19 protein-coding genes are annotated in these 20,469 nt (G+C 64.8%); 6 read left to right on the top strand and 13 right to left on the bottom strand.

Translation table 11 applies throughout. The features are described 5' to 3' along the window. Positions 1 to 24: 24 nt before the first annotated feature. Together topA and Q0331_RS00865 are read right to left on the bottom strand one after the other, a co-directional pair. Positions 25 to 3,030 (bottom strand): type I DNA topoisomerase, encoded by a 3,006-nt coding sequence (gene topA, locus Q0331_RS00870; RefSeq protein WP_298074033.1) that lies wholly within the window; start codon positions 3,028 to 3,030, stop codon positions 25 to 27. A gap of 224 nt (positions 3,031 to 3,254) precedes the next feature. Further along, positions 3,255 to 3,458, bottom strand: a complete 204-nt coding sequence (locus tag Q0331_RS00865; RefSeq protein ID WP_005292238.1) for a cold-shock protein — start codon at positions 3,456 to 3,458, stop codon at positions 3,255 to 3,257. 265 nt (positions 3,459 to 3,723) lie between these two features. Between Q0331_RS00865 and Q0331_RS00860 the strand changes: the two genes are divergently transcribed. Together Q0331_RS00860 and Q0331_RS00855 are read left to right on the top strand one after the other, a co-directional pair. Beyond that, a complete protein-coding gene (locus Q0331_RS00860; protein WP_298074030.1) occupies positions 3,724 to 6,138 on the top strand; it encodes a DEAD/DEAH box helicase in 2,415 nt (804 codons plus the stop codon). A 129-nt stretch (positions 6,139 to 6,267) separates the two neighbouring features. Further along, the gene (locus Q0331_RS00855) at positions 6,268 to 7,554 is read left to right on the top strand and encodes a lipase family protein (protein WP_298074029.1); all 1,287 of its coding nucleotides are present in this window, start codon (positions 6,268 to 6,270) and stop codon (positions 7,552 to 7,554) included. A 72-nt stretch (positions 7,555 to 7,626) separates the two neighbouring features. Here Q0331_RS00855 and Q0331_RS00850 read toward each other — a convergent pair whose 3' ends face one another. The 6 genes from Q0331_RS00850 to Q0331_RS00825 form a co-directional block, all read right to left on the bottom strand. Further along, entirely contained in the window at positions 7,627 to 7,950 is a 324-nt protein-coding gene (locus tag Q0331_RS00850) for an Rv3654c family TadE-like protein (RefSeq protein WP_298074027.1), read from the bottom strand. A gap of 19 nt (positions 7,951 to 7,969) precedes the next feature. Next, entirely contained in the window at positions 7,970 to 8,278 is a 309-nt protein-coding gene (locus tag Q0331_RS00845) for a hypothetical protein (RefSeq protein ID WP_298074025.1), read from the bottom strand. A 148-nt stretch (positions 8,279 to 8,426) separates the two neighbouring features. Beyond that, positions 8,427 to 8,624 (bottom strand): DUF4244 domain-containing protein, encoded by a 198-nt coding sequence (locus tag Q0331_RS00840; protein ID WP_298074075.1) that lies wholly within the window; start codon positions 8,622 to 8,624, stop codon positions 8,427 to 8,429. A 304-nt stretch (positions 8,625 to 8,928) separates the two neighbouring features. Beyond that, positions 8,929 to 10,053, bottom strand: coding sequence for a type II secretion system F family protein (locus tag Q0331_RS00835; protein WP_298074023.1), 1,125 nt, complete (start codon positions 10,051 to 10,053; stop codon positions 8,929 to 8,931). A 15-nt stretch (positions 10,054 to 10,068) separates the two neighbouring features. Further along, entirely contained in the window at positions 10,069 to 11,244 is a 1,176-nt protein-coding gene (locus Q0331_RS00830) for a TadA family conjugal transfer-associated ATPase (protein WP_298074021.1), read from the bottom strand. A 27-nt stretch (positions 11,245 to 11,271) separates the two neighbouring features. Next, on the bottom strand, positions 11,272 to 12,477 hold the full coding sequence (locus Q0331_RS00825) for a hypothetical protein (RefSeq protein WP_298074019.1): 1,206 nt from the start codon (positions 12,475 to 12,477) through the stop codon (positions 11,272 to 11,274). A gap of 154 nt (positions 12,478 to 12,631) precedes the next feature. On the opposite strand from Q0331_RS00825, the gene Q0331_RS00820 reads away from it, so the two are divergent. Continuing rightward, positions 12,632 to 13,468, top strand: coding sequence for an HAD family phosphatase (locus tag Q0331_RS00820; protein WP_298074017.1), 837 nt, complete (start codon positions 12,632 to 12,634; stop codon positions 13,466 to 13,468). Positions 13,469 to 13,489: 21 nt separating this feature from the next. Here the strand turns inward: Q0331_RS00820 and Q0331_RS00815 are convergent, their stop codons facing one another. Next, entirely contained in the window at positions 13,490 to 14,275 is a 786-nt protein-coding gene (locus Q0331_RS00815) for an oxidoreductase (protein WP_298074015.1), read from the bottom strand. A gap of 118 nt (positions 14,276 to 14,393) precedes the next feature. Here Q0331_RS00815 and Q0331_RS00810 point away from each other — a divergent pair, with 118 nt between their 5' ends. Further along, entirely contained in the window at positions 14,394 to 14,879 is a 486-nt protein-coding gene (locus Q0331_RS00810) for a phage holin family protein (RefSeq protein WP_298074073.1), read from the top strand. Positions 14,880 to 14,897: 18 nt separating this feature from the next. Then, entirely contained in the window at positions 14,898 to 15,818 is a 921-nt protein-coding gene (locus Q0331_RS00805; protein ID WP_298074013.1) for an alpha/beta fold hydrolase, read from the top strand. A 12-nt stretch (positions 15,819 to 15,830) separates the two neighbouring features. On the opposite strand, the gene Q0331_RS00800 is transcribed toward Q0331_RS00805, so the two are convergent. Genes Q0331_RS00800 through nth form a run of 4 tightly spaced genes read right to left on the bottom strand, consistent with a single transcriptional unit; the run spans position 15,831 to position 19,497 of the window. Continuing rightward, positions 15,831 to 17,048, bottom strand: coding sequence for a MarP family serine protease (locus tag Q0331_RS00800; protein WP_298074011.1), 1,218 nt, complete (start codon positions 17,046 to 17,048; stop codon positions 15,831 to 15,833). Then, positions 17,045 to 17,935 carry a CoA pyrophosphatase gene (locus tag Q0331_RS00795; protein WP_298074009.1) on the bottom strand — a complete coding sequence of 297 codons (891 nt, stop codon included), beginning with the start codon at positions 17,933 to 17,935 and terminating at the stop codon, positions 17,045 to 17,047. Before Q0331_RS00795 ends, Q0331_RS00800 begins: the two co-directional genes overlap by 4 nt. Further along, positions 17,932 to 18,636, bottom strand: a complete 705-nt coding sequence (locus tag Q0331_RS00790; protein WP_298074007.1) for a TlpA disulfide reductase family protein — start codon at positions 18,634 to 18,636, stop codon at positions 17,932 to 17,934. Before Q0331_RS00790 ends, Q0331_RS00795 begins: the two co-directional genes overlap by 4 nt. A gap of 9 nt (positions 18,637 to 18,645) precedes the next feature. Next, entirely contained in the window at positions 18,646 to 19,497 is an 852-nt protein-coding gene (nth, locus tag Q0331_RS00785; RefSeq protein WP_298074005.1) for an endonuclease III, read from the bottom strand. A 213-nt stretch (positions 19,498 to 19,710) separates the two neighbouring features. On the opposite strand from nth, the gene glxR reads away from it, so the two are divergent. Further along, on the top strand, positions 19,711 to 20,394 hold the full coding sequence (glxR, locus tag Q0331_RS00780; RefSeq protein ID WP_298074003.1) for a CRP-like cAMP-activated global transcriptional regulator GlxR: 684 nt from the start codon (positions 19,711 to 19,713) through the stop codon (positions 20,392 to 20,394). Positions 20,395 to 20,469 lie beyond the last annotated feature (75 nt).

Here is a 20,469-nt window from a genome sequence, read left to right as displayed (position 1 = left end):
TTCCCACCCAAAAGTAAGGGCGATTTAGCGAGACTTCTTCACCGTGCGCTTGGTCAGCGTCGGCGGCTTCTTGGCGGTCTTCTTCGTCGACTTCTTTGCGGCCTTCTTGGTCGTTTTCTTCGTCGTTTTCTTGGCCGACTTCTTCGCGGCCTTGCGGCTCGACTTCGCAGGTGCCGAGCCCTCGGCTGCCTGCTTGGCGCGCCGCTCCGACAGCAGCTCGTTCGCGCGGGCGTCCGTCATCGTCTCCGGGGTATCACCCTTGCGCAGGGAGGCATTGGTGGTGCCATCCGTGACATACGCACCGAAGCGGCCGTCCTTGACGGACATCGGCTTGCCGGACACGTCGTTATCACCCAGCTGCTTCAGCGGCGGCTGCGCGGCTGCGCGACCACGGCGCTTCGGCTCGGCGTAGATGCGCCGAGCCTCGTCGAGGGTGATCGTGAAGATCTGCTCCTCGTTGGCCAGCGAACGGGAGTCCTTGCCCTTCTTGAGGTAGGGGCCGTAGCGGCCGTTCTGGGCGGTGATCACCTCGTTGTCGCTCGGGTCGACGCCCACCTCGCGCGGCAGGCTCATGAGCTTCAGGGCCTCTTCCAGCGTCACACTGGCTGGCTCCATGCCGCTGAACAGGCTGGCGGTCTTGGGCTTCAGCGTCTCCTCGACGATCTGCTTGACGCGCTTTTCCTTCTGCGCTTGCGCGGTCTTCGTCTCGCGACTCAGCGGCTTCTTGCCCTCCGCCTCGCGCTCGCGATCCTGCTCGTCGCGCTCGGCCTCCCACACCTTCACGGCCTCCTCGGCCACGCGGGATTCCTCGTCCTCGCCGAGCACCTCGGTGACGTAGGGGCCGTAGCGTCCCTCGCGGGCGACGATGGTGCGCCCGTTGGCCGGGTTGGTGCCCAGCTCTCGGCCGCCCTGCGGGGTGGCGAAGAGCTTCTCGGCCACCTCCAGGGTCAGTCCGTCCGGGGTCATGGATTCCGGCAGGTTGGCGCGCTGCACCTCCGGCTCGGTGCCCTCCGGCGCCCCTGCCGGCACCGGCTTAATGCGCTCCAGGTAGGGGCCGTAGCGACCCACACGGACGACGATCGGCACGCCGTTCTCATCATCGAAGATGTGCAGGGAGTTCACCCGGCGGGCGTCGATCTGCTCCAGGTTGTCGCCCACGATGTGCTTCAATCCACCCAGGCGAGGCACGACCGCACCCGGGGCCTCCGGGCGGGAGCTATCGCCGAAGTAGAAGCCCTTCAGCCAATTCACTCGATCCTGATCGCCCGCGGCGATGGCGTCCAGTTCGTCCTCCATCGCGGAGGTGAAATCGTAGTCCACCAGCGCGCCAAAGTTTTGCTCCAGCAGGCCGATTACGGCGAAGGCCACCCACGAGGGCACTAGCGCGTTGCCGCGCGGCAGCACGTAGCCGCGGTCCTGGATGGTGCGGATGATGGAAGCGTAGGTCGATGGGCGACCAATGCCCATCTCCTCCATCTTCTTCACCAGCGAGGCCTCCGTGTAGCGAGCCGGCGGGTTCGTCGAGTGGCCGTCGGCGGCCACGTCGCGCGCGTTCAGCTCGTCGCCCTTGGTGAGCTGCGGCAGGCGCTTCTCCGCGTTATCAGCGACGTCGCGGCCGTCGGCGGTGCGGCTGACCTCCACGTATGCCTTCAGGAAGCCCGGGAAGGTCAGGGTGCGGCCGGTTGCGGTGAATTCACAGGTCTCTCCCGACTTTGCGTCGCCGGCGACGGTGAGCTTCATGGACTGGCCCTTCGCGTCGGCCATCTGGGAGGCCACGGTGCGCTGCCAAATCAGCTCGTAGAGCTTGAACTCCTCGGCATCCAGCTGGTTGCTCAGCTGGCCGGGGGTCTGGAAGGTCTCGCCCGCCGGGCGGATCGCCTCGTGAGCCTCCTGCGAGTTCTTCACCTTGCGAGAATACTGGCGCGGGCCGTCGGCCACGAACTTCGCACCGTAGAGCTCCTTGGCCTGCTTGCGGGCGGCCTCAATACCGGCGGTCGACAGGGTGGTCGAGTCGGTACGCATATAAGTAATGTGGCCGTTTTCGTACAGGCGCTGCGCAATGCGCATCGTGCGCTCCGAGGTGAAGCGGAGCTTGCGGCCGGCCTCCTGCTGCAGGGTGGAGGTCATAAACGGCGGATACGGGCGGCGGGTGTAGGGCTTTTCTTCCACGGCCGTCACGGCGAACTCCTGGCCCTGCAGCCCATCGGCCAGGGACTTCGCCTTCGCACCATCCAGCACGAATGTGTCCTTTGCGCTGGCCTTCAGCTTGCCGTCGTCGCCGAAGTCACGGCCCTGAGCCACGCGCTTGCCAGCGACCGTTGCCAGCCGTGCTTCAAAGGAGTCCGGGGCGGCGTCATCAAGAGAAGAAGAAACAGCATCTACCACGCCGAACGTGGCGCTCAAGTCCCAGTACTCCGCGGCGACGAACTTCATGCGCTCGCGCTCGCGCTCCACGATCACGCGGGTGGCTACGGACTGCACGCGGCCGGCAGATAGGCGCGGCATGACCTTCTTCCACAGCACCGGGGAGACCTCGTAGCCGTACAGGCGATCCAGCACGCGGCGGGATTCCTGCGCATCGACCAGGTCGTAATCGAGCTCGCGGGTGTTCTGCGCGGCCTCGAGGATGGCGTTCTTCGTGATCTCGTGGAACACCATGCGACGCACCGGCACCTTCGGCTTCAGCACCTCAAGCAGGTGCCACGCGATAGCCTCACCCTCACGGTCGGGGTCAGTCGCCAGGTACAGCTCATCGACCTGCTTGAGCTTGGCCTTTAAGTCGGAGACCTTCTTTTTCTTGTCCGGGCTGACGACGTAGAGCGCCTCGAAATCTTTATCGACGTTGACGCCCAGACGCGCCCATGGCTCCTTCTTATACTTGGCCGGTACGTCTGCCGCGCCCCGGGGGAGGTCACGGATGTGCCCGACGGAAGCCTCGACGATGTAGTTCGGCCCCAGGATCGGGGCGATCTTCTTGGCCTTCGTCGCCGACTCAACGATCACTAGACGTTTGACGTCATCGTTTGCCATCGGTTGATTTCACACATCCTTCAAAATTTTAAGTTTGCCGGGTGCCATTGTTTATACAGGTTTATGGCAATGGTTCTTTCCGGGGGCCACTTACGCATTTCTAAGCGACAGTACGCGGTTTGCGCAATTTATTTGCAACCGGGGTGGGCGCGACCTTAACCGGCGAAGCCCCCGCCGGGGCGCGAGGTGCACCGCGGAGGGGGCTTGCTAAAACCCTGTGGGTTTTAAAGAGCCGTGACGTTTTGGGCCTGCGGTCCCTTGGCGCCCTCGCCGATCTCGAACTCGACCTTCTGGTTCTCCTCCAGGGTGCGGAAGCCGCTGCCCTGGATTTCAGAGTAGTGGACGAAGACGTCGGAAGATCCGTCGTCCGGGGCGATGAAGCCAAAGCCCTTCTCCGCGTTGAACCACTTGACGGTTCCCTGTGCCATGAATTTCTACCTATCTTGTTGAATCTGTCCGGCGCAAGTCTTCTGCGACCACCAAACGCCGAGGTCGGAAGATACTTCGTTTCCAACCCAGTCGGCCCCAAAACCCAACGAGACCCCACCTCACGCCGAGGCGAGCGGAAAAGTTCCGAGGATTTTAATAACCACACGACAGTCTGCCACGTTGCGGGTTAAACATTCGGGCGAGTTTGGATTCCGCAGGACAATAACTTGTATCCACCCCCTAATGGGTCTAGAACTAACGTTAATGTCCGACCCCACGCCCCCTACCCCAGACTCCGCGCCCGAAGATTCGGCTCCGGGCGCTGTGCCAGGCCCGGCTGGCACCCCAGCAAACAGTTCGGCAAACAGTTCGGCCCCGTCGTTCGGCGAGGAACTTCTGGCCGATCTGACGCCCGAGTTTCCGCGCTCCACCGTCACCCATACGCGCACCATCCCCGCCCGCCCGTCGCAGACGGCTAAATGGCCGGAATGGGCCGACGAGACTCTGGTGGAATACCTGCACGAGCAGGGGATTTCTACCCCGTGGTCGCATCAGGTGGAGGCCGCGAACCACGCACATGCGGGGCGGGATGTGGTGGTTGCCACCGGCACGGCGTCCGGAAAGAGCCTCGGCTACCAGCTCGCAGCCTTGAGCGACCTGGCTACGGCGAGCACCGCGACGGCCCTTTATATTGCACCGACGAAGGCTCTGGCGCAGGACCAGCGGGCGGCGCTGGCGCGGATGTGCGCGGGCGCGGCGAACCTGAACGACATCATGGTGGCCACCTACGATGGCGACACTCCGCCCGAGACGCGGCGGGTGATCCGCGACCAGGCGCGTGTGATCGTGACGAACCCGGACATGCTGCACGCCTCGATCCTGGGGAACCCGCAGTCGTGGAGCCGGCTGCTGCGCACGTTGCGCTATGTGGTGATCGACGAGTGCCACGTGTACCGCGGGGTGTTCGGCGCGCACGTGGCGATGGTGCTGCGGCGGCTGCTGCGGCTGTGCGGGACGGCTCCGACGATCGTGTTGGCGTCCGCGACCAGCGTGGACCCGGCGGCACATGCGCGCCGGCTGACGGGGCGGCCAGAGGTGGTGGCAGTGACCCGTGACGGGGCGCCCGCGGGCGAGCGGACTGTCGCGCTGTGGGAACCCGGGTTCCTGCCGGACGTGGAAGGAGAAAACGGCGCGCCGGTACGGCGGGCGGCGAATTCCGAGGCCGCGGACGTGATGGGGTTAGCGATCGCTCAGGGCGCGCGGACGCTGACTTTCGTACGCTCCCGACGCGGGGCGGAGGTGGTGGCCGTCGCCGCCGCGGAGAAACTGGCGGCGCTGGGGCGCAGCGCAGATGCTGTGCGGGTGGCGGCCTATCGCGCGGGCTACACCCCGGAGGATCGCCGCGAACTGGAGCGTCGCTTCGACAACGGCGAGCTACTGGGCATCGCCTCGACGAATGCACTGGAGCTGGGCATCGACGTCGGCGGGCTAGATGTGGTGGTGACCAGCGGCTTCCCCGGCACGATCGCCAGCTTCCGGCAGCAGGCCGGGCGCGCGGGCAGGCGCGGGCAAGGTGCGCTGGTGGTGCTGGTCGGCGCGGACGATCCGATGGATACGTACCTTCTGCACCACCCGGAGGCTTTGCTGGATCGGCCAGTGGAGAACACTGTTTTCGACCCGACGAACCCCTACGTGCTGGCCGACCACGTGGTGTGCGCGGCCGCGGAGAAGCCCCTGTCCGAGGCGGAGGTTGCACACTGGCGTGCGGAGCGGGTGGTGGAGCACCTACTGCGCCAGGGATCACTGAAGCGCAGGCCGCGGGGCATTTTCGCAGACCTGAAGGTGGCGGAGCAGGTGCATTCGCAGGTATCGATTCGCGGCGGGGCGGCGGCCCAGGTGGCGATCGTGGAGGCTGATTCCGGCCGACTGCTGGGCACGGTGGATCAGTCGCGCGCGACGTCGGACGTGCACACCGGGGCGGTGTACATGCACCAGGGCGATACGTTCGTGGTGCAGCTGCTGGACCTGGAGGAATCCGTGGCGTGGGTGCGGCCCGAGTTCCCCGAGTACACCACCCAGGTGATCCGCGACACCGACATTGCAGTGCGGCGCACGCGGGGGACACGCAAGGTCTCCGACGGGGTGTGGCTGGCGGATGTGGACGTGGAGGTTTCACATACTGTCAGCGGTTATCGGAAGCGTCTGCCGGGTGGCGAGATCCTGGAGACCGTTCCGTTGGACGTGCCGCCGGAATCGCTGCGCACCCGCGCGGTGGCTTACACCGTGGATCCGGACGTGCTGCTGGATCTGGGGCTGCCGGAGCCGACGTGGCCGGGGACGTTACATGCCGCGGAGCATGCGGCGATTGGCCTGTTGCCGCTGATTGCGACGTGCGACCGCTGGGATATTGGTGGAGTTTCCACCGCTTTGCATGCGGATACGGGCTTGCCGACAGTGTTCGTGTACGACGGCTATGCGGGCGGCGCGGGCTTCGCCGAGCAGGGCTTTGCGCGCTTTGCCGAGTGGATGGCCGCCACCGCCGAGGCCGTGGAGACCTGCGAGTGCGAGTCCGGCTGCCCGTCTTGCGTGCAGTCGCCGAAGTGCGGCAATGGCAACGATCCGCTGTTCAAGGCGGGTGCGGTGTTGTTGTTGCGGGCACTGGCCGGGGCGGCGGGTTAGTTCACTGTTTTTTCTTGAGGACGCCCACATCTCGACCCGCCTGAGAATATACTTTCCTCCATGAAGTCTTTTTCTGGGAAAAATCATACTGGGTTCCGGCGGGGTTTCAAGGCGAGCATCGCCGCCACGATGTCCTTGGTTGCATTGTCCGGGATGGGCGGAGTGGCCACCGCACAGTCCGCAGCGCCGTCTGGGTCGGCGCCTTCCGGACCGCAGTCGAGCGCTGCCGCGCTGGTCAACAAGGGCGAGCCGATGCGCACCCCGGCTCCTTTCGCGGGCAGCCCGGTGGATAGTGGGCTGAAGATCGGCGCGGTTCCGGCTAAGGCGGGGGCGCTGATGAACACGGTTCCGCTCGACCCGGCTGTCGGCTTGACCGCTGCTGGCCAGCAGTTTCGCTTTAGCTACTCGACGACCAACCAGCACGGGGCGGTCTCGCCTTCCACCGGTGCGGTGTTCTTCCCGAAGGGCAAGGCTCCGGCTGGTGGCTGGCCGGTGCTGGCGTGGGCGCACGGAACGGTGGGGCTGGCGGATCAGTGCACCCCGTCGATGAATCCGCGCTCCCAGCGTGATCAGGACTATCTGAACCATTGGCTCAACCAGGGCTATGCGATCGTCGCCAGTGACTATGCGGGCATGGGCACCGAGGGGCTGATGAGCTACCTCAACGGCAAGTCCACCGCCGCTAACGTGGTGGATTCCGTGATCGCCGCGCAGGATCTGCCCGCGGTGAAGCAGGGTGGCCAGAAGCTTTCCCGCAACTGGGCGGTGATTGGCCAGTCCCAGGGTGGCGGCGCTGCCCTGCACGTCGCTTTGCGGGCAACGGAGCGGAGCCAGCAGGCGAACCTGAACTTCCTGGGCACGGTGGCCACGGGCGCCCCGGCTTATGTGGAGGAGATCGTATTGGCGGGCAGCCCGACCTTCCCGCCCGTTCCCCTGCCAGCCGGTTTGAACACCTACGCGATGTATATTGTCGCAGCGTTCCGCGAGGCGAACCCAAACGTCGATGTCGATTCCGCCCTGACCGACGAGGGCAAGCGCATGGTGAAGGCCGCCGAGGATTCTTGTTATCCGGAGCTTTCCGAAGCCCTGAAGGGCACTAATGTCGCGCGGGCGTTTTCCAAACCACTCCGCGAGGTGCCGGGGCTGGAGCCCGCGCTGCGCGAGTTCATGCAAACTCCTGCGACGGGCTACGACAAGCCGGTCTTCGTTGGCCACGGTCTGAGGGATATGGATGTGCCCACTCCTATCGGCATCATCTTGAACACGGACATGTGGATCAATCAGTTCATCGGGGATATGCGCAGCCGTAACCAGCGAGTGGAGGTTCACTGGTATCCCACCGACCACGGCGGCACCGTCCCTGCCTCGCAGGTGCACTCCACCCCGTTCTTGGCTGACCTGTTCCGTAACGCTTAGCCAGCGCAGGCACGCCTTCGCGCGACGGACCACAACCCAACGCACCGCAACCTCTCGCAGTGCCCCGCGTGGCTAACCCGCAGGCCCGGCGGTGGCCTGCGCCTTCTGCGGGAGGATGCGCGAGTTCGAGCCCATGCGGGTGGTGACGTTCACCGCCACGAACTCGCCATTGACCTCGCAGCTTTCCACGTCGGCTCCGTTGGCGTCGGCGATGCTTCGCGCCGTTTCGCACGGCTCGTCCTCGCCCGTCTGCACCGCCATCGCCGCCGATAGCGCGGCCAGGTCCGCGGCCGTGCTGGCCTGCTCCTTGTGGCCCAGCATGGCGCTGCCGATAGCCAACAGAGAAACCACCGACAGAATGCCGAGCGTGATCATCGCCCCATATACGGTGCTCATGAGCTAGTCTCCACCTTCCCTATTCCCCGTCGGGCTCCACCAGCGTGACGGCCTCGCCGTGAACGTCGAACAGCGCCCCGTCCTTGGTGACTTTCACCCGCACAAGTGGCGCTTCCGCGCTACCTTCGCGGGAGGTGGAGACGGCTGCGGTGGCGTCAATCTGTCTGGCGAGCGCAACCCCATCGCCGCCGCGCGCTTCGGCTCGGGCTGCGGTCCGCGCCAGCGATTGCGCCGAGGCGGCCTGCGACATGGTGACCAATCCCGCAGCGGATCCACCCGCGACGAGCGTTATGGCGGACAAGACGATGGCGCCTTCGACTGTGTTCATGTTCGTTCCTGGTTAAAGATTGTTGTGTAGTTCGCGGTGTGTAGTTCGCGGTGCGTGGTTTTGGGTGACGCCCACGCGCCCACCCCTCGAAGGGTTCAGGCGCGCGGGGCGTGGAGTAAGGCTCGTGGCTAATCAAGAGCCTTCCGGGTTACTTCGTGTTCAGCGCCCTATCGAAGATTCCGCTGAGTGCCTGCTCGACGGTGTCCGAGGTCACGACGGTGTATAGCAGCGCTCCGAGGGCAGCTGCCGCCACGCAACCCAATGCGTATTCCACCGTGGACATGCCCCTCTCATCGGCGTATCGACTATAGATAGCGCCAATAATCTGGTTCCACCAACGGGTGATTGGGTACAGGTCAGAATAGGTTTCTTCCGAGATTCCAATGCTCGGATCCGTCTTGACCGGCGCAGCTTGGAATTGCTCCGGCGCCACATCCGGCGTGAAAGCGGTTGACGTGGGTGTAGTTGGAGTGAGGGTAGTTGGAACGGTGATGGTTGGAGTGGTCATGGTCAGTGTCCTTCCCCGGCGGCACGAAAGGCGCGCCGCCGTGTTGAGTGAGTTGTGATCGGTAGACGTCGGATGTCGGTGTGAACCACTGTGAACTGCTTTCCCCGGGAGTGGCTTCCCCCTGCGTCGGTACCCATAGCTCCTAGAGCGAGGCCATTCCGATGGCCAGCGGTATCAAGCCGACGAAGACGAAGGCCGGGAGGAAGCAGAGGGTCAGTGGTGCCGCCAAAGCGATCAAGACCTTTTCGGCTCCAGCGGTTGCCTTGTCGGCGGCAACGCGGCGGAGGTGTTCGGCCTGTTGATGCATTCCATCGGCAAGCGATGTTCCGGCGCGGGTCTGCTGCGCCGCTTGGCGGGCGATGGGGCCAAAGAGGGAATGCTCGGCCAGCGTAAGCCAGGCGTCTTTTCCCCCACCGAGGTTCAGCAGCGCCATGGCGCGGCCGAGCTCCCCTTCCCCATCGTGTTCACCATCCTGGATTAGCTGCCCCACCCCCACGTCCCAGGCTGGCAACAATGCCTTTCCGGCACGCAGCGCAGCCGCGGAAACGTCGAGGGCACGGGCCGCGTCCAGCGGACCCATGGGTGTGGAGCCGGCAGGTCCGGCGCGCACACCCACTCCGCCCAGCGGTGATGTGGTCAGCGATTCGCTCAGATGCTCCGTCCACAGGGTGCCGGCGCACACCAACCCCACCCCGGCCAAGAAAAGCAGTACTCCCAGCACATTCGTAAGCAGGAAAGTCAGCGTGCCCAGCCCGCTGCTCTGCCCCAACGCCACCGCGCCAACCGGCAGTGCCAGCAGCACCGTGACCGTTAGCCGCGCGCCCGCCGTCGCGGAGGTCGACTTGGAGATGTGCGCCAGCTGCGCATCAATGTCGGTCACGTGTGCCCGTGCCAGCGCTGACAACCCCACGCCGTGGCGGTGGGAAATGCCCCAGATATGGAATAGGTGGTCAAGGAAGCTCGGGGCGTCACTGCCCGGTGCGGCACCAGCAGCCCCTGCACCCGGCGCGGCGCCCAGGCGCACCTTCACGCAGGCAACGTCCAGCTCGTGGCGCAGCGCCTCGGGTTTCAACCCCTCAGCCGCGTGTTCGACAGCCTCCAATGGTCGGGCACCTGCGGCCACTTCGCGGGCGATGGCATCCACAACATCGCGCACCTCGGCCAAGGTTTTCATCTGTCGGCGGATTTTCATCATCCGCCCGACCACAATCTTGAGGGTGAAGGCCACCATCAGCGCGGCGGCCACCACCGCGAGTACCGGAATCATCCTTCGCCCCTCCCATCAGCCCAGCTCATCGCAGAACTCCTCGAATCCCTCACGGGCGCCGTCGCGCCAGTGCCACAGCGCCTCGATGCGCGCCCGCTCGTCGCCGACTAGCCGCCCGATGTGCGTCAGCCGTCGCCCCTGCTCCGTGCGGGAAACATGCAACACAACATCTATTCCGTCGATTACCTGGCGAGTCAGTGCAATCCGATCCAGCCCAGCCATCGCGCCCAACGCCTCCAGCCGCCCTGGCACACTGGCCGGGTCGTTCGCGTGGATGGTGCCCGCACTGCCCGCATGCCCGGTGTTCAGGGCAACCAACAGATCCGCCACTTCGGGGCCGCGGATCTCGCCCACCACGATGCGGTCGGGGCGCATGCGCAGGCTCTGCTTCACCAGCGCCGTCATGGAGATTGCACCCGCCCCCTCCGCATTGCCCTCGCGGGTAGCCAGCGCCACGACGTGCGGATGGTCGATCAGCAGCTCCGGGGTGTCCTCCACCACGAGCAGCCGCTGGTCGTAGGCCACCTCTGCCAGCAACGCGGCGAGCAGGGTTGTCTTCCCCGCACCCGTTCCGCCGCTAATGAGGATGTTCCGCCGCGCCCGCACGATCCGCCGCAGCACGCCTGCCATCTCCTCGCTTGCCAGGCCACCCTGCACCAGCGCATCTAGGGAGTTCTTCTGCCCCCTAATCGCGCGCAGGCTAATGCAACTTCCGCCCGCCGCCGGTGGAGCCAGCAGCGTATGCACGCGGATCGCCTGCGCCGGTACGTCCGGAGGCAGCTGGCGCAGCACCCCGTCGGCAAAGGGCCGGGCCTCGTCTAGCCGCTCCCCGCACAGCGTCGCCATCCGCACCGCCAGGTCGCGCGCCGCCTCCGCGCCGATCTGCACCCCGTCTATGGGCTGCATGCCCTCGCCCCGATCCGCCCACACGCTGCCATCCCCGTTGAGCACCACGTCCGTCACCTGCGAATCCTGTAGCGGTCCGGCAAGCGGCCCCAGCCCACTGAACTCTCGCTGCAGAGTCCGCACGTTCTCTACACTCGCCTTCCCGATCAGGTGCAGGCTGCGCGAAAGGTCGTGCTCGTCCGGCCTACTAATCCCCTGTTCGGCCAGGTCGTCGCGCACGATCGCCAGCAGCCCGCGCTCTGGTTCCGGCTGGCTGTTCTTGTTCTTCCTTCTTAGTGACGCCACCTGCGTCTCCCCCGTCCCTGTTATCCCCTAGCTCGCGATTGGTAGCGCGCAGTTGCCGACAATGTGCTGGATCTTCTCCCACACCTCGCGCACCGGCCCGCGGACGCGGTCGTGCTTCAGCGAGCTTTCAATCCAGTACTCGGCCTCGCCTCGGTCAAGGGCGGGGGTGCACTGGTCGTCGTGGCGAATCACCGTTACGGGAACCTCGTCCATCATCATCGCGGCGACGGCCACGGAGGTGGAGGCGCCGGGGACTTCCCGCAGCACGATCAGCGGCTTGGTTCGGTCGTTTTCCAGCATTCGGTTTCGCAGCGCGCTGGCGGCGGTCACTCCCTGGATGGTCAGGGGTGCTACCAGAATGTGCACGTCGGGTTCCCCTTCGCCCCACTGCTCCTGCCATCCTGCGCTCGCGCTATCGGCCACAGGCAGGCTACGCCCGCAGTCCACCACCAGGTCATCCGCATGCATCAGCCCGGCCAGCTGCCCCACGTCCAGTCCCCTGCCGCCGCTGTGCGCGCCGAATGTCGGGTAGCGGTCGGCGTAGATCACGGGAACGGCTCCGCCTTCGGCGCTGAACTTCTTTCCACCCGCACTGTCGAAGCCCAGCATCAGCAAATGGCTGCGCAGCTGGTCGAAGTCGCAATCGGCGGGAATCTGGTTGCGGGTCAGCCCCGGCAGCCTCTCCTTGCCCAGCACCAGATCCAGGCCGCAGGAGTGCGGGTCGGCGTCCACCAACACGGCAGGCCTCCCCTCGCAGGACATGTAATAGGCCAGCTGTGCTGCAAACAGGCTGGATCCCGCACCACCCACCGCGGAGCTCACCGCGATGCGCACGGCGTCGTTCGATCCGATCATCTCCGCCAACACCATCGCCCCGCCGGCATCCAGGGAGGGCTCCAACTGATCCACGCGGATCGCCCGCACCAGCCTGTGGCGGGTCAGCTCGCTCTCCCTATCACTCAGCACGATCGCCGAGTTCTGGCAGGTAAACCCGTCTTTCTGATCTAGCTCACGGAGGAGGTTCGCCTCAAACTCCTCCGTACCATCGTGAATGATCATCGGCCGGCGGGTCACCGCCACGACCATGCGGGCCTCGTTGTTCCACAGCGGATCGGCGATGTCCACGATCACCGGCCGAAGCTGTTCAGTTCGCTCCCACCCCTTCTTCCTTGCTGCTGCTTTTGCCTTCTTGGCTACTGCTTTGCTCTGCTTCGCTGACTTCCCTGCGCCCATGAACCAAAGGCTCCCAGCTGCGCGCTGGTAAAAGTACCCCTGATTTTTCGGCTGTGGAAAAGTCAGGTTGGCGTCATAAAAAAGGGTCTAGACCCTGTGAATAACCCGAAACGCAAAAAGATTAGAGTGACATAAGTGGTGCGATTTTACTAGAATGACGCATGTGAATCAGCACCAAGACCCACCGCGCGCAAAGGGCGCAGAGCGAGTTTTGGCCATTTTCGACCTCGATAAGACCATCATCGACACGTCGGCATCCCTGGCCTACCGCCGCCCGATGGCCGAACGTGGCCTGCTCAACACCGGCGAGGTGCTGAAGATGATGGCGATGCTGGGCAACTACATGCTCTCCACCCACTCCGAGGAGGGCCTGGAATCCACAAAAGAGGCCCTGACGAGAATCATCAAGGATCGCGAATCTGAGCCCCTGCGCCAGGTCGCCCAAGACGCCCTGCAGGAAGTCATAACCCCATTCATCTACGCCGAAGCGCGCGAACTGATCGAGTGGCACCGCAAGATGGGCCACCGCATCGCCATCGTGACCGCCTCGGCCTCCGTCATGGTGCAGCCCATCGCCAAGGAACTCGGCGTGGACCACCTCTTCGCCACCGAACTAGAGGAAAAAGATGGGCGCTTCACCGGTGCCGTCACACACTTCAACAAGGGGCACGCCAAGGTCGAGCGCATCCTAGAGCTCGCCCGCAAACACGGCTATGACCTGGGGAAAAGCTACGCTTATTCTGACGCCGCCACAGACATCCCCATGCTGAAGCTGGTGGGCAACCCGGTTGCAGTGAACCCGGACCGTCCCCTGAAGAAGCAGGCGACGGAGGCCGAGTGGCCGATCCGCCAGTTCATCCGCCCGGAACCACTGTTCCCGCAGGCAGCGGTGATCGCCGGCGCGGGCGCCACCCTGGCACTGCTCGGCATTGCCGCGACCGGACTGGCGATGTGGTGGCGGGGGCGCGAGGAAGGGCACGAAGAAGGCTGAGGCGGAGCCTAGCGGCTACTTCTACTTCGCGTCCGCGATCGACTTGCCCTCCAGCGAGCCCTCGGAGAGCCCCATGGCGTGGAAAACAATCCACTCGGCCACGCCCTCCGGGGTGCCGCTGGCGAATCCCTCGGCCTTTGCCTGGTACTCGTCGCGCCGACGGTTCCACCAGACCTCCGGCACGCCCAGACCACGTGGATCCAGGCCGGTGGCGATAGTCGCCAGGCGGGAGCAGGCGCGGGCGGTCACGCCGGTGGCGTCCGCAAAAGGCTGCAACGTCAGCAGCTCGCCGTGGATCACCGCAGACAGCACCGTCGCGTTCACCTTGGTGCCGCCGGTGATGAACTTGCCCAGCAGCTGCAGGCGCGCATCCGTGGAGCGGCGGGGGCGGCCCGGCACCAGGAACTCCGCATCCCCCGCGGCCTTCTGGCGAAATGCAGGGTCGGACATCTGCGGGCTGGCAACCGCGTTGATGCGCGCCATGATCTGCAGTGGGGCGCGCCGCCAGGTGGTTACCGTCTCCGTCACACCGTCGGGTGCCAGCAGCTCCGCGGCGCGCAGGGCACCGGCTAGGATCGGATCCTCCACCTGGCCGTCCTCCGGCAAGCGCGGGGAGCCACCGTCTAGCTGCGCCGAGGCACGCGCGCCGCGCAACACTGATTCCGCACCCGTGACATCCCAGCCACGCAGGTTGGCGGGATGGCGGTGCAGGCGCGCCAGGTGGTCGTTGGCCTGGGCCACGGCCTCCGGCACTCCGGGCAGTTCAGCCAGTCCAGCGAGCGGGTCTTGCGCAGAATTGTCAGACATATTTAAGACAATAATGCACCCGCGCGCGCAATCTTCTCCGTGGTCTGGCAAACTAGGGGGAGTCAATTAGGTGTAACCCCCAGGAGTTTTAACAGTGAGCAACAACGATCACGATGGCATGTTCACCGACCGCGATAGCTTTAACCCGAAGGTTAACGCTATTCCGCTGTCGGATGTGGATACCCATGCCAAGGGTCAGGCCAGCATTAGTGACCTGGTGAAGGATGCCTCCGCGCAGGTTTCCTCCCTGGTTCGTTCCGAGGTCGAGCTGGCAAAGACCGAGATCGCTACGTCCGCAAAGAAGGCCGGCATCGGCGTGGGCCTGTTCGGCGCTGCCGCCATCATCCTGGCCTACAGCTCCTTCTTCCTCTTCTTCACCATCGCCGAGGCACTAGATACCTTCATGTGGCGTTGGGCGGCCTTCCTGGTCGTCTTCCTGTTCATGCTGGTGCTGGTCGCCATCCTGGCTCTGGTTGGCCTGAAGCAGGTCAAGGGCGTGAAGAAGCCGGAGAAGACCATCGAGTCCGTCGGCGAGCTGAAGACCGTGATCCCGCAGAAGGGTAAAAGTTCTTCCTCCGCGCGCCGCCCGGGAATGTACACCTAAATCCCCCGCGCGCCTGAGATGACTTCCGAAGATTCTCACGCTTCAGATCCGCACACCCCGCATGCCACCTTCGTGCATTCGCGGGGTGTGCGTCTTCGCGTAGACGTTCAAGGCCCCCGTAATGCACCATTGGTGCTGCTGATTCACGGTTTCGGCGGTGGCGCTTTCGACTGGCACCCGCTGATGCGGCAACTCGCGGGCGAGGATCTGCGCCTAGCCGCAGTGGATCTGCGCGGCTATGGCCGCTCGGATAAGACCCCACGCGGCTACGACCTCACCACCGCCGCCAGCGACATGGCCGGGGTGATCCGCGGCCTGGGCCACACCACCGCCACCGTCGTTGGCCACGGCTACGGCGGCATGGTCGCCTGGACTTTGGTGGCTCACAACCCGGAGCGCGTCCGCAGTTTCGTCACCCTTTCCGCCATCAATCCGCTGCTGCGTTTCCGCAAAATCCTGGCCCAGCCGTTCTCGCAGCCGCACTTCGCTCGCCGTCTGCTGTCTGCCCAGCTGCCGCGCCTTCCGGAGCGCAAGCTGTTGGCCGATAACGCCGCGGCCGCCGAAAAGATCTTTAGGGCGGGTGTGGCCCCGGGTTTTAGGGATACGGACGCCTACTTCCGCAGCGCCGCACTCCGCCGCGAAGCAATGCAGGTAGATAAGGTGGCCCACCTTTCCTGCGAGTACCTGCGCTGGCCTTTCCGTAGCCGCTTCCGCCCCGAGGCGATGCGCTTCGAGCGGACCTTCCCTGCGACCACACCTGTGCCGCTGCTGGCGGTAGACGGCAGCATGGATCCCATCTACGACGAATCCCTGGCGCAGAAGTCCGCCCGGAAGGCCGATACCGCCGAGCACAAGGTGCTTTACGGCGTGGGCCACTACCCGCACGTGGAGGATCCGCCGTGCGTCGCGGAGCTACTCCGCGAGTATCTGCGCGCCTAGAGTCGCTAGTCGCTAGTCCGCCACGCAAGCACCCGTCGCCGGGCTGCCCTGGTGCGAGGTCACGTCCCCGACGTGCTTCATTACCTCTTCCCGCGTCAGGGCGTAGCCTGTGTCCTTCTCGTTAATATCGGCCCCAAACACGACTCCCAGCACGTGGCCGTCCTTGTCGATCAGCGGACCGCCGGAGTTGCCCTGCACCACGGAGCCGCGCAGCGAATACGCCTCGCGCTCCACCCGATCATCTGCATAGATGTTCGGTCCGCTGACCACGAACTTCTCGCGGATGCGCGCAGGGGTGGCCTTAAACGGCCCACCGTTGGGGTATCCCATGACGATCGCGTCCTGGCCCTGCTGCCCCTCGCCTTCGGCCCACTTCATCGGCACAAAGGGCAGGTTCTCGCTGCGGAGCAGCGCGATGTCCACCTGCGGGTTGTAGTACACCACCCGTGCCTCACGCGGGCCGTCCTTCGTCATCAGCGTGACCTCGTTAGTTCCGGCCACCACGTGCGCGTTGGTCATCACCGTATCCTCGGCAACCACCCAGCCGGTTCCCTGCAGCATGCGGCTACACTGATCCGCCTGGCCAACCACGCGCAGCACGCTGTCGCGGGTGTTCTGCACCGCCGGGGAACGCATCAGCGCATTGTCCGGCGGGTCGACCTCCGCGGTGGGCAGGTTCTCCATCGGATCGGCGATCATCGGGAAACCCGAGTCGTTGATCAGCTGCGAGGTCTGCGCGGGCAGCTGCTTAAACCACACCGGGGCGGCATTGCCCACCGCGCTGAGGATCTTACTTCCCTTGATCGTCTTTCCGAATCCGCCGACGTTCCCGGTGGCGATCAACACGAGGATCAACCACACGATCAGCAGCGTTGTAAAAACCTGCACGATGGAACCGACGGCGGAATCCGCCCTTAAGCCCTCCCGCGTGCGGATATTATCCCGCAGTTTCGCGCCCATGCCGGAGCCGATGGCGTAGCAGACCACCACTACGACAGTCACGGTTAGCAGTGCTGCGAAGAAGCGTGCACTGGCGCTATCAGGCACTTTGTCCTCAGCAAAGTGCACCGCGAGCGGAATCAGCTTCAGACCCAAGTAGCCGCCCAGGGCCACCCCAACGAAGCTCAACGTAGCGCTAAACCCGCCCTGCCGGTACCCGGAGATCACCGCGCCGAGGCAAACGAACACCAGCACAATGTCAAGGATCATCGACCCCGTCGCTCCGCTCATGGTGCGCCTCCGTTTCTGCCCATCTCGTTGGCTCTGTCGAACCCTTCCCGCATCTCGCCGAGAGCCTCGCCATTGGCGGAGCCGGCCAGCGTCTCGAAGAGGTTCCACGGCCCCTTCGCACCGCTATCGCCGCCGCTGGACCACGGTTCCTCCCAGCCCGCACGGCGCAGCAGGGCGCTGATCACCCCACCTGTGAAACCCCACAGAACCAGCGGGTTTTCCTCGCCGATGTGCAGGTTCCAGGCCGGCCCGCGCCAGCCGGCAAAGCCCACCTCGAAGCGCCGCTGCGGGTTCACTAGCTCGCCCAGGGGGTAGGGCTCGACCCAGTCGTTTTCGGTTGTAGGGCAGCTTACCGCATGGGGTTGACGCCACCACGCCACCACGGGCACCACTGCGAAATTTGAGCGATCAATGTAGATCGGCTGCAGCACTGCAAACGGCTCCACAGTGTCCGGGTTCAGCCCCGTTTCCTCCTCGGCCTCTCGCAGGGCGGTCTCCACCGGCCCAGCGTCGGCTTCCTCCAAACGCCCGCCGGGGAAGGCCACCTGTCCGCTGTGGTTGCGCATGGTCGGCGCGCGGTGGGTCAAAAGCATGGTTGCGTCGGTGGGGATGGACTGCCTGCCTGTGGTTCCGGCGGGGCGGGAGAAGGTGGCGTCACCAGAAAGAAGAATCAGCACCGCCGAGTAGCGGGGCGGGCGGCCGTGCTCGTCGACCTCCGGCACGATCCGGGCGGAGTCGTTGAGGTACTGATGGATGTCCACCTCGCGGCAGTCGCGAGCGAAGTCGTGCAGCCATTCGGGCAGGTCTGCGGGCATGTCCGGCTGCTCTTGCACGCGTGCGAGCCACCGGTCTAGGTGGGTGTTCGGCTGCGAATTCGAGCTGGTCATAGAACCTCCTGCACCGCCTTTTCCATTTCCTCGGCACTGCGGAAGGTCTGTGCGTACAAGTGCGCGCGGGTGCCGTCCGGGTTGTAGACCACGGTCAGCGGCACCACCTTCGGCAGGTTCGCCGCGGAGTCGAAAGTGTGGTTGGAATCCTGGAAGCTGGGCAGCTTATCCACCTCCAGGTCGCGCAGCATGTCCGCTCCGGCCTGGCCCTTGGCATCCAGGTGCACTCCTACGACATTCCACTCGGGATGCTGTTCGGCGAGCTCTTGCAGCACCGGCAGTTCCTCGCGGCATGGGGCGCACCACCAGGCCCAGACGTTCACGACCGCGGGCTTACCCGCCAGGCGTTCGGCCAGGGAGGTCTGCGACGCGCCTGCGCTGCCTGTACCGCCTTCTGTCAGGCACGGAAGGTACACGTCCTTCAGTTCTGCCTCGGGGCTCACGGTGGCCTCGCCCGCACCTTCGCCCGCGCCTGCACCTTCTGGGCAGCGGACCTCGTTCGCTACCTCGACAGGACCGTCGTCCGCTGGGGCCGAGGGGGTGCCATCCTCCACAGAAGAAGTAGGCGCACCTACGTCATCCGCAGAATCTTCGCGCAGCGCGGCAATCAGCGGCACGCAGAGAATCGCAATGCCAACAACCAGCGTGACCGCGATGATGATCGCGCGCGTGCGGGCGGAGTGTTCGACAGGTGCAGACATAACAGGAAATCAGTCTACCTGGCCGTCTGCCCCAAACCCCGCCATATCTAGCAGGTGGTCGCGGTCGTCCGACCTAATCATTGTTGACGCCACCTCAGGGTCAGCCGGCCCCGCCATCCCGAAGCTAGGGCACTGCCGCGCCAAAAAGCAGGCTCCGCAGGCCGCTCGGCGCGAGTGGCAGATTCGACGACCGTGGAAGATCGCCCGGTGGGAATAGAGGGTCCATTCCTTGCGCTCGATGAGCTCCATGAGGTCACGCTCGACCTGTACTGGGTCTTCGTGCTCCGTGAGCTTCCAGCGGCGAGCCAGGCGCCCCAAGTGCGTATCCACGGTGATGCCCGGCACCCCAAAAGCGTTTCCCAGCACCACGTTTGCGGTCTTGCGCCCCACGCCGGGGAGCTTCACCAGCTCCTCGAGCGTGCCGGGGACCTCGCCGCCATGCTTCTCCACGATGGCCTGGCCAAGCCCCACGATGCTCTTGGCCTTCGAGCGGTAGAAGCCGGTGGACTTGATGAGCTGCTCGACGTCCTCGAGATTCGCCTCCGCGTAGTCGGCGGCGGTGGGATAGCGGTGAAACAGCGCAGGGGTGACGGCATTGACGCGCTTATCGGTGCACTGTGCGGACAGGACGGTAGCCACCAGCAGCTCGAGGGGATTGTCAAAATCCAGCTCGCAGTGTGCGCCCGGGTAGGCCTCGGCGAGCATACGATTGATCTTGCGGGCGCGGCGCTTGCGGCCCAGCGGAGTTTCTTTGCCCTTCGCGGCGATGTGAGCGCCGACGCGCGGCAGAGTTGGTTGGCCGGACTGGCCGGGCTGGCTAGGCTGGCTGGGCTGGCCGGACGGGGCGGTGTGGCGAGTCATAGAACCTTCCACTTCGACGAAAAAGAAGTTCTGCGAGCAAAAGCGGCAGCTAATAATATTTTCAAATGTACCTTCACCCCGAATTGCGCTGTGACATAGTTGGGTATGATCTAACAAAAGAGACGAACCATACATATTTGGCGTGATGCACGCTACACAGATGAGGTGGTCACCCGCGCCACCGCGATGCCAGAAACGGAAGTGAAACTAAGGATGGCAGAAGTATCCGAAATACTATCGAGGGCAGGCATCTTCCAGGGTGTTGAACCCACCGCAGTCCGCACCCTCATCGAGCAACTGGATACCGTCAAATTTCCTCGTGGCACCACCATCTTCGACGAGGGCGAGCCGGGCGACCGGTTGTACATCATCATCAGCGGCAAAGTGAAGCTCGCCCGCCACTCGGTGGATGGGCGCGAGAACCTGCTGACCGTCATGGGCCCCTCCGACATGTTCGGCGAGCTGTCCATCTTCGACCCGGGCCCGCGCACCTCGTCCGCCGTCTGCGTGACGGAGCTGCACGCGGCGACGATGGACTCCACGATGCTGCACAATTGGATCAGCGAGCACCCGGAGATCGCCGAGCAGCTGCTGCGCGTGCTGGCTCGCCGCCTGCGCCGCACCAATAACTCCCTGGCAGATCTGATTTTCACGGACGTTCCCGGCCGCGTAGCCAAGGCTCTGCTGCAACTGGCGAACCGTTTCGGCACCCAGGAGGGCACCGCTTTGCGCGTGCACCACGACCTGACTCAGGAGGAGATCGCCCAGCTGGTTGGCGCATCCCGCGAGACCGTGAACAAGGCGTTGGCAGAGTTTGCCCACCGCGGCTGGATCCGCCTGGAGGGCAAGTCCGTGCTTATCTCCGATACCGAGCGCCTGGCCAAGCGCGCCCGCTAGACAGAAAGCCCGCACCGGATTGAACTGCTCCCCATTAGTTGGACTGAGAAATCAGTTACCGACTAGTGGGGAGTA

Origin of the sequence: uncultured Corynebacterium sp., assembly GCF_937999985.1 — a bacterium.
In the GTDB taxonomy this organism is placed as follows: Bacteria; Actinomycetota; Actinomycetes; order Mycobacteriales; family Mycobacteriaceae; genus Corynebacterium.
This window is presented reverse-complemented; position numbering and strand designations above follow the sequence as displayed.

Bases quoted from the DNA above. Each gene is read 5' to 3' on its own strand.
- topA (WP_298074033.1), bottom strand. From the start codon at position 3,030: ATGGCAAACGATGACGTCAAACGTCTAGTGATCGTTGAGTCGGCGACG.
- Q0331_RS00865 (WP_005292238.1), bottom strand. From the start codon at position 3,458: ATGGCACAGGGAACCGTCAAGTGGTTCAACGCGGAGAAGGGCTTTGGC.
- Q0331_RS00860 (WP_298074030.1), top strand. From the start codon at position 3,724: ATGTCCGACCCCACGCCCCCTACCCCAGACTCCGCGCCCGAAGATTCG.
- Q0331_RS00855 (WP_298074029.1), top strand. From the start codon at position 6,268: ATGTCCTTGGTTGCATTGTCCGGGATGGGCGGAGTGGCCACCGCACAG.
- Q0331_RS00850 (WP_298074027.1), bottom strand. From the start codon at position 7,950: ATGAGCACCGTATATGGGGCGATGATCACGCTCGGCATTCTGTCGGTG.
- Q0331_RS00845 (WP_298074025.1), bottom strand. From the start codon at position 8,278: ATGAACACAGTCGAAGGCGCCATCGTCTTGTCCGCCATAACGCTCGTC.
- Q0331_RS00835 (WP_298074023.1), bottom strand. From the start codon at position 10,053: ATGATTCCGGTACTCGCGGTGGTGGCCGCCGCGCTGATGGTGGCCTTC.
- Q0331_RS00825 (WP_298074019.1), bottom strand. From the start codon at position 12,477: ATGGGCGCAGGGAAGTCAGCGAAGCAGAGCAAAGCAGTAGCCAAGAAG.
- Q0331_RS00820 (WP_298074017.1), top strand. From the start codon at position 12,632: ATGACGCATGTGAATCAGCACCAAGACCCACCGCGCGCAAAGGGCGCA.
- Q0331_RS00815 (WP_298074015.1), bottom strand. From the start codon at position 14,275: ATGTCTGACAATTCTGCGCAAGACCCGCTCGCTGGACTGGCTGAACTG.
- Q0331_RS00810 (WP_298074073.1), top strand. From the start codon at position 14,394: ATGTTCACCGACCGCGATAGCTTTAACCCGAAGGTTAACGCTATTCCG.
- Q0331_RS00805 (WP_298074013.1), top strand. From the start codon at position 14,898: ATGACTTCCGAAGATTCTCACGCTTCAGATCCGCACACCCCGCATGCC.
- Q0331_RS00800 (WP_298074011.1), bottom strand. From the start codon at position 17,048: ATGAGCGGAGCGACGGGGTCGATGATCCTTGACATTGTGCTGGTGTTC.
- Q0331_RS00795 (WP_298074009.1), bottom strand. From the start codon at position 17,935: ATGACCAGCTCGAATTCGCAGCCGAACACCCACCTAGACCGGTGGCTC.
- Q0331_RS00790 (WP_298074007.1), bottom strand. From the start codon at position 18,636: ATGTCTGCACCTGTCGAACACTCCGCCCGCACGCGCGCGATCATCATC.
- nth (WP_298074005.1), bottom strand. From the start codon at position 19,497: ATGACTCGCCACACCGCCCCGTCCGGCCAGCCCAGCCAGCCTAGCCAG.
- glxR (WP_298074003.1), top strand. From the start codon at position 19,711: ATGGCAGAAGTATCCGAAATACTATCGAGGGCAGGCATCTTCCAGGGT.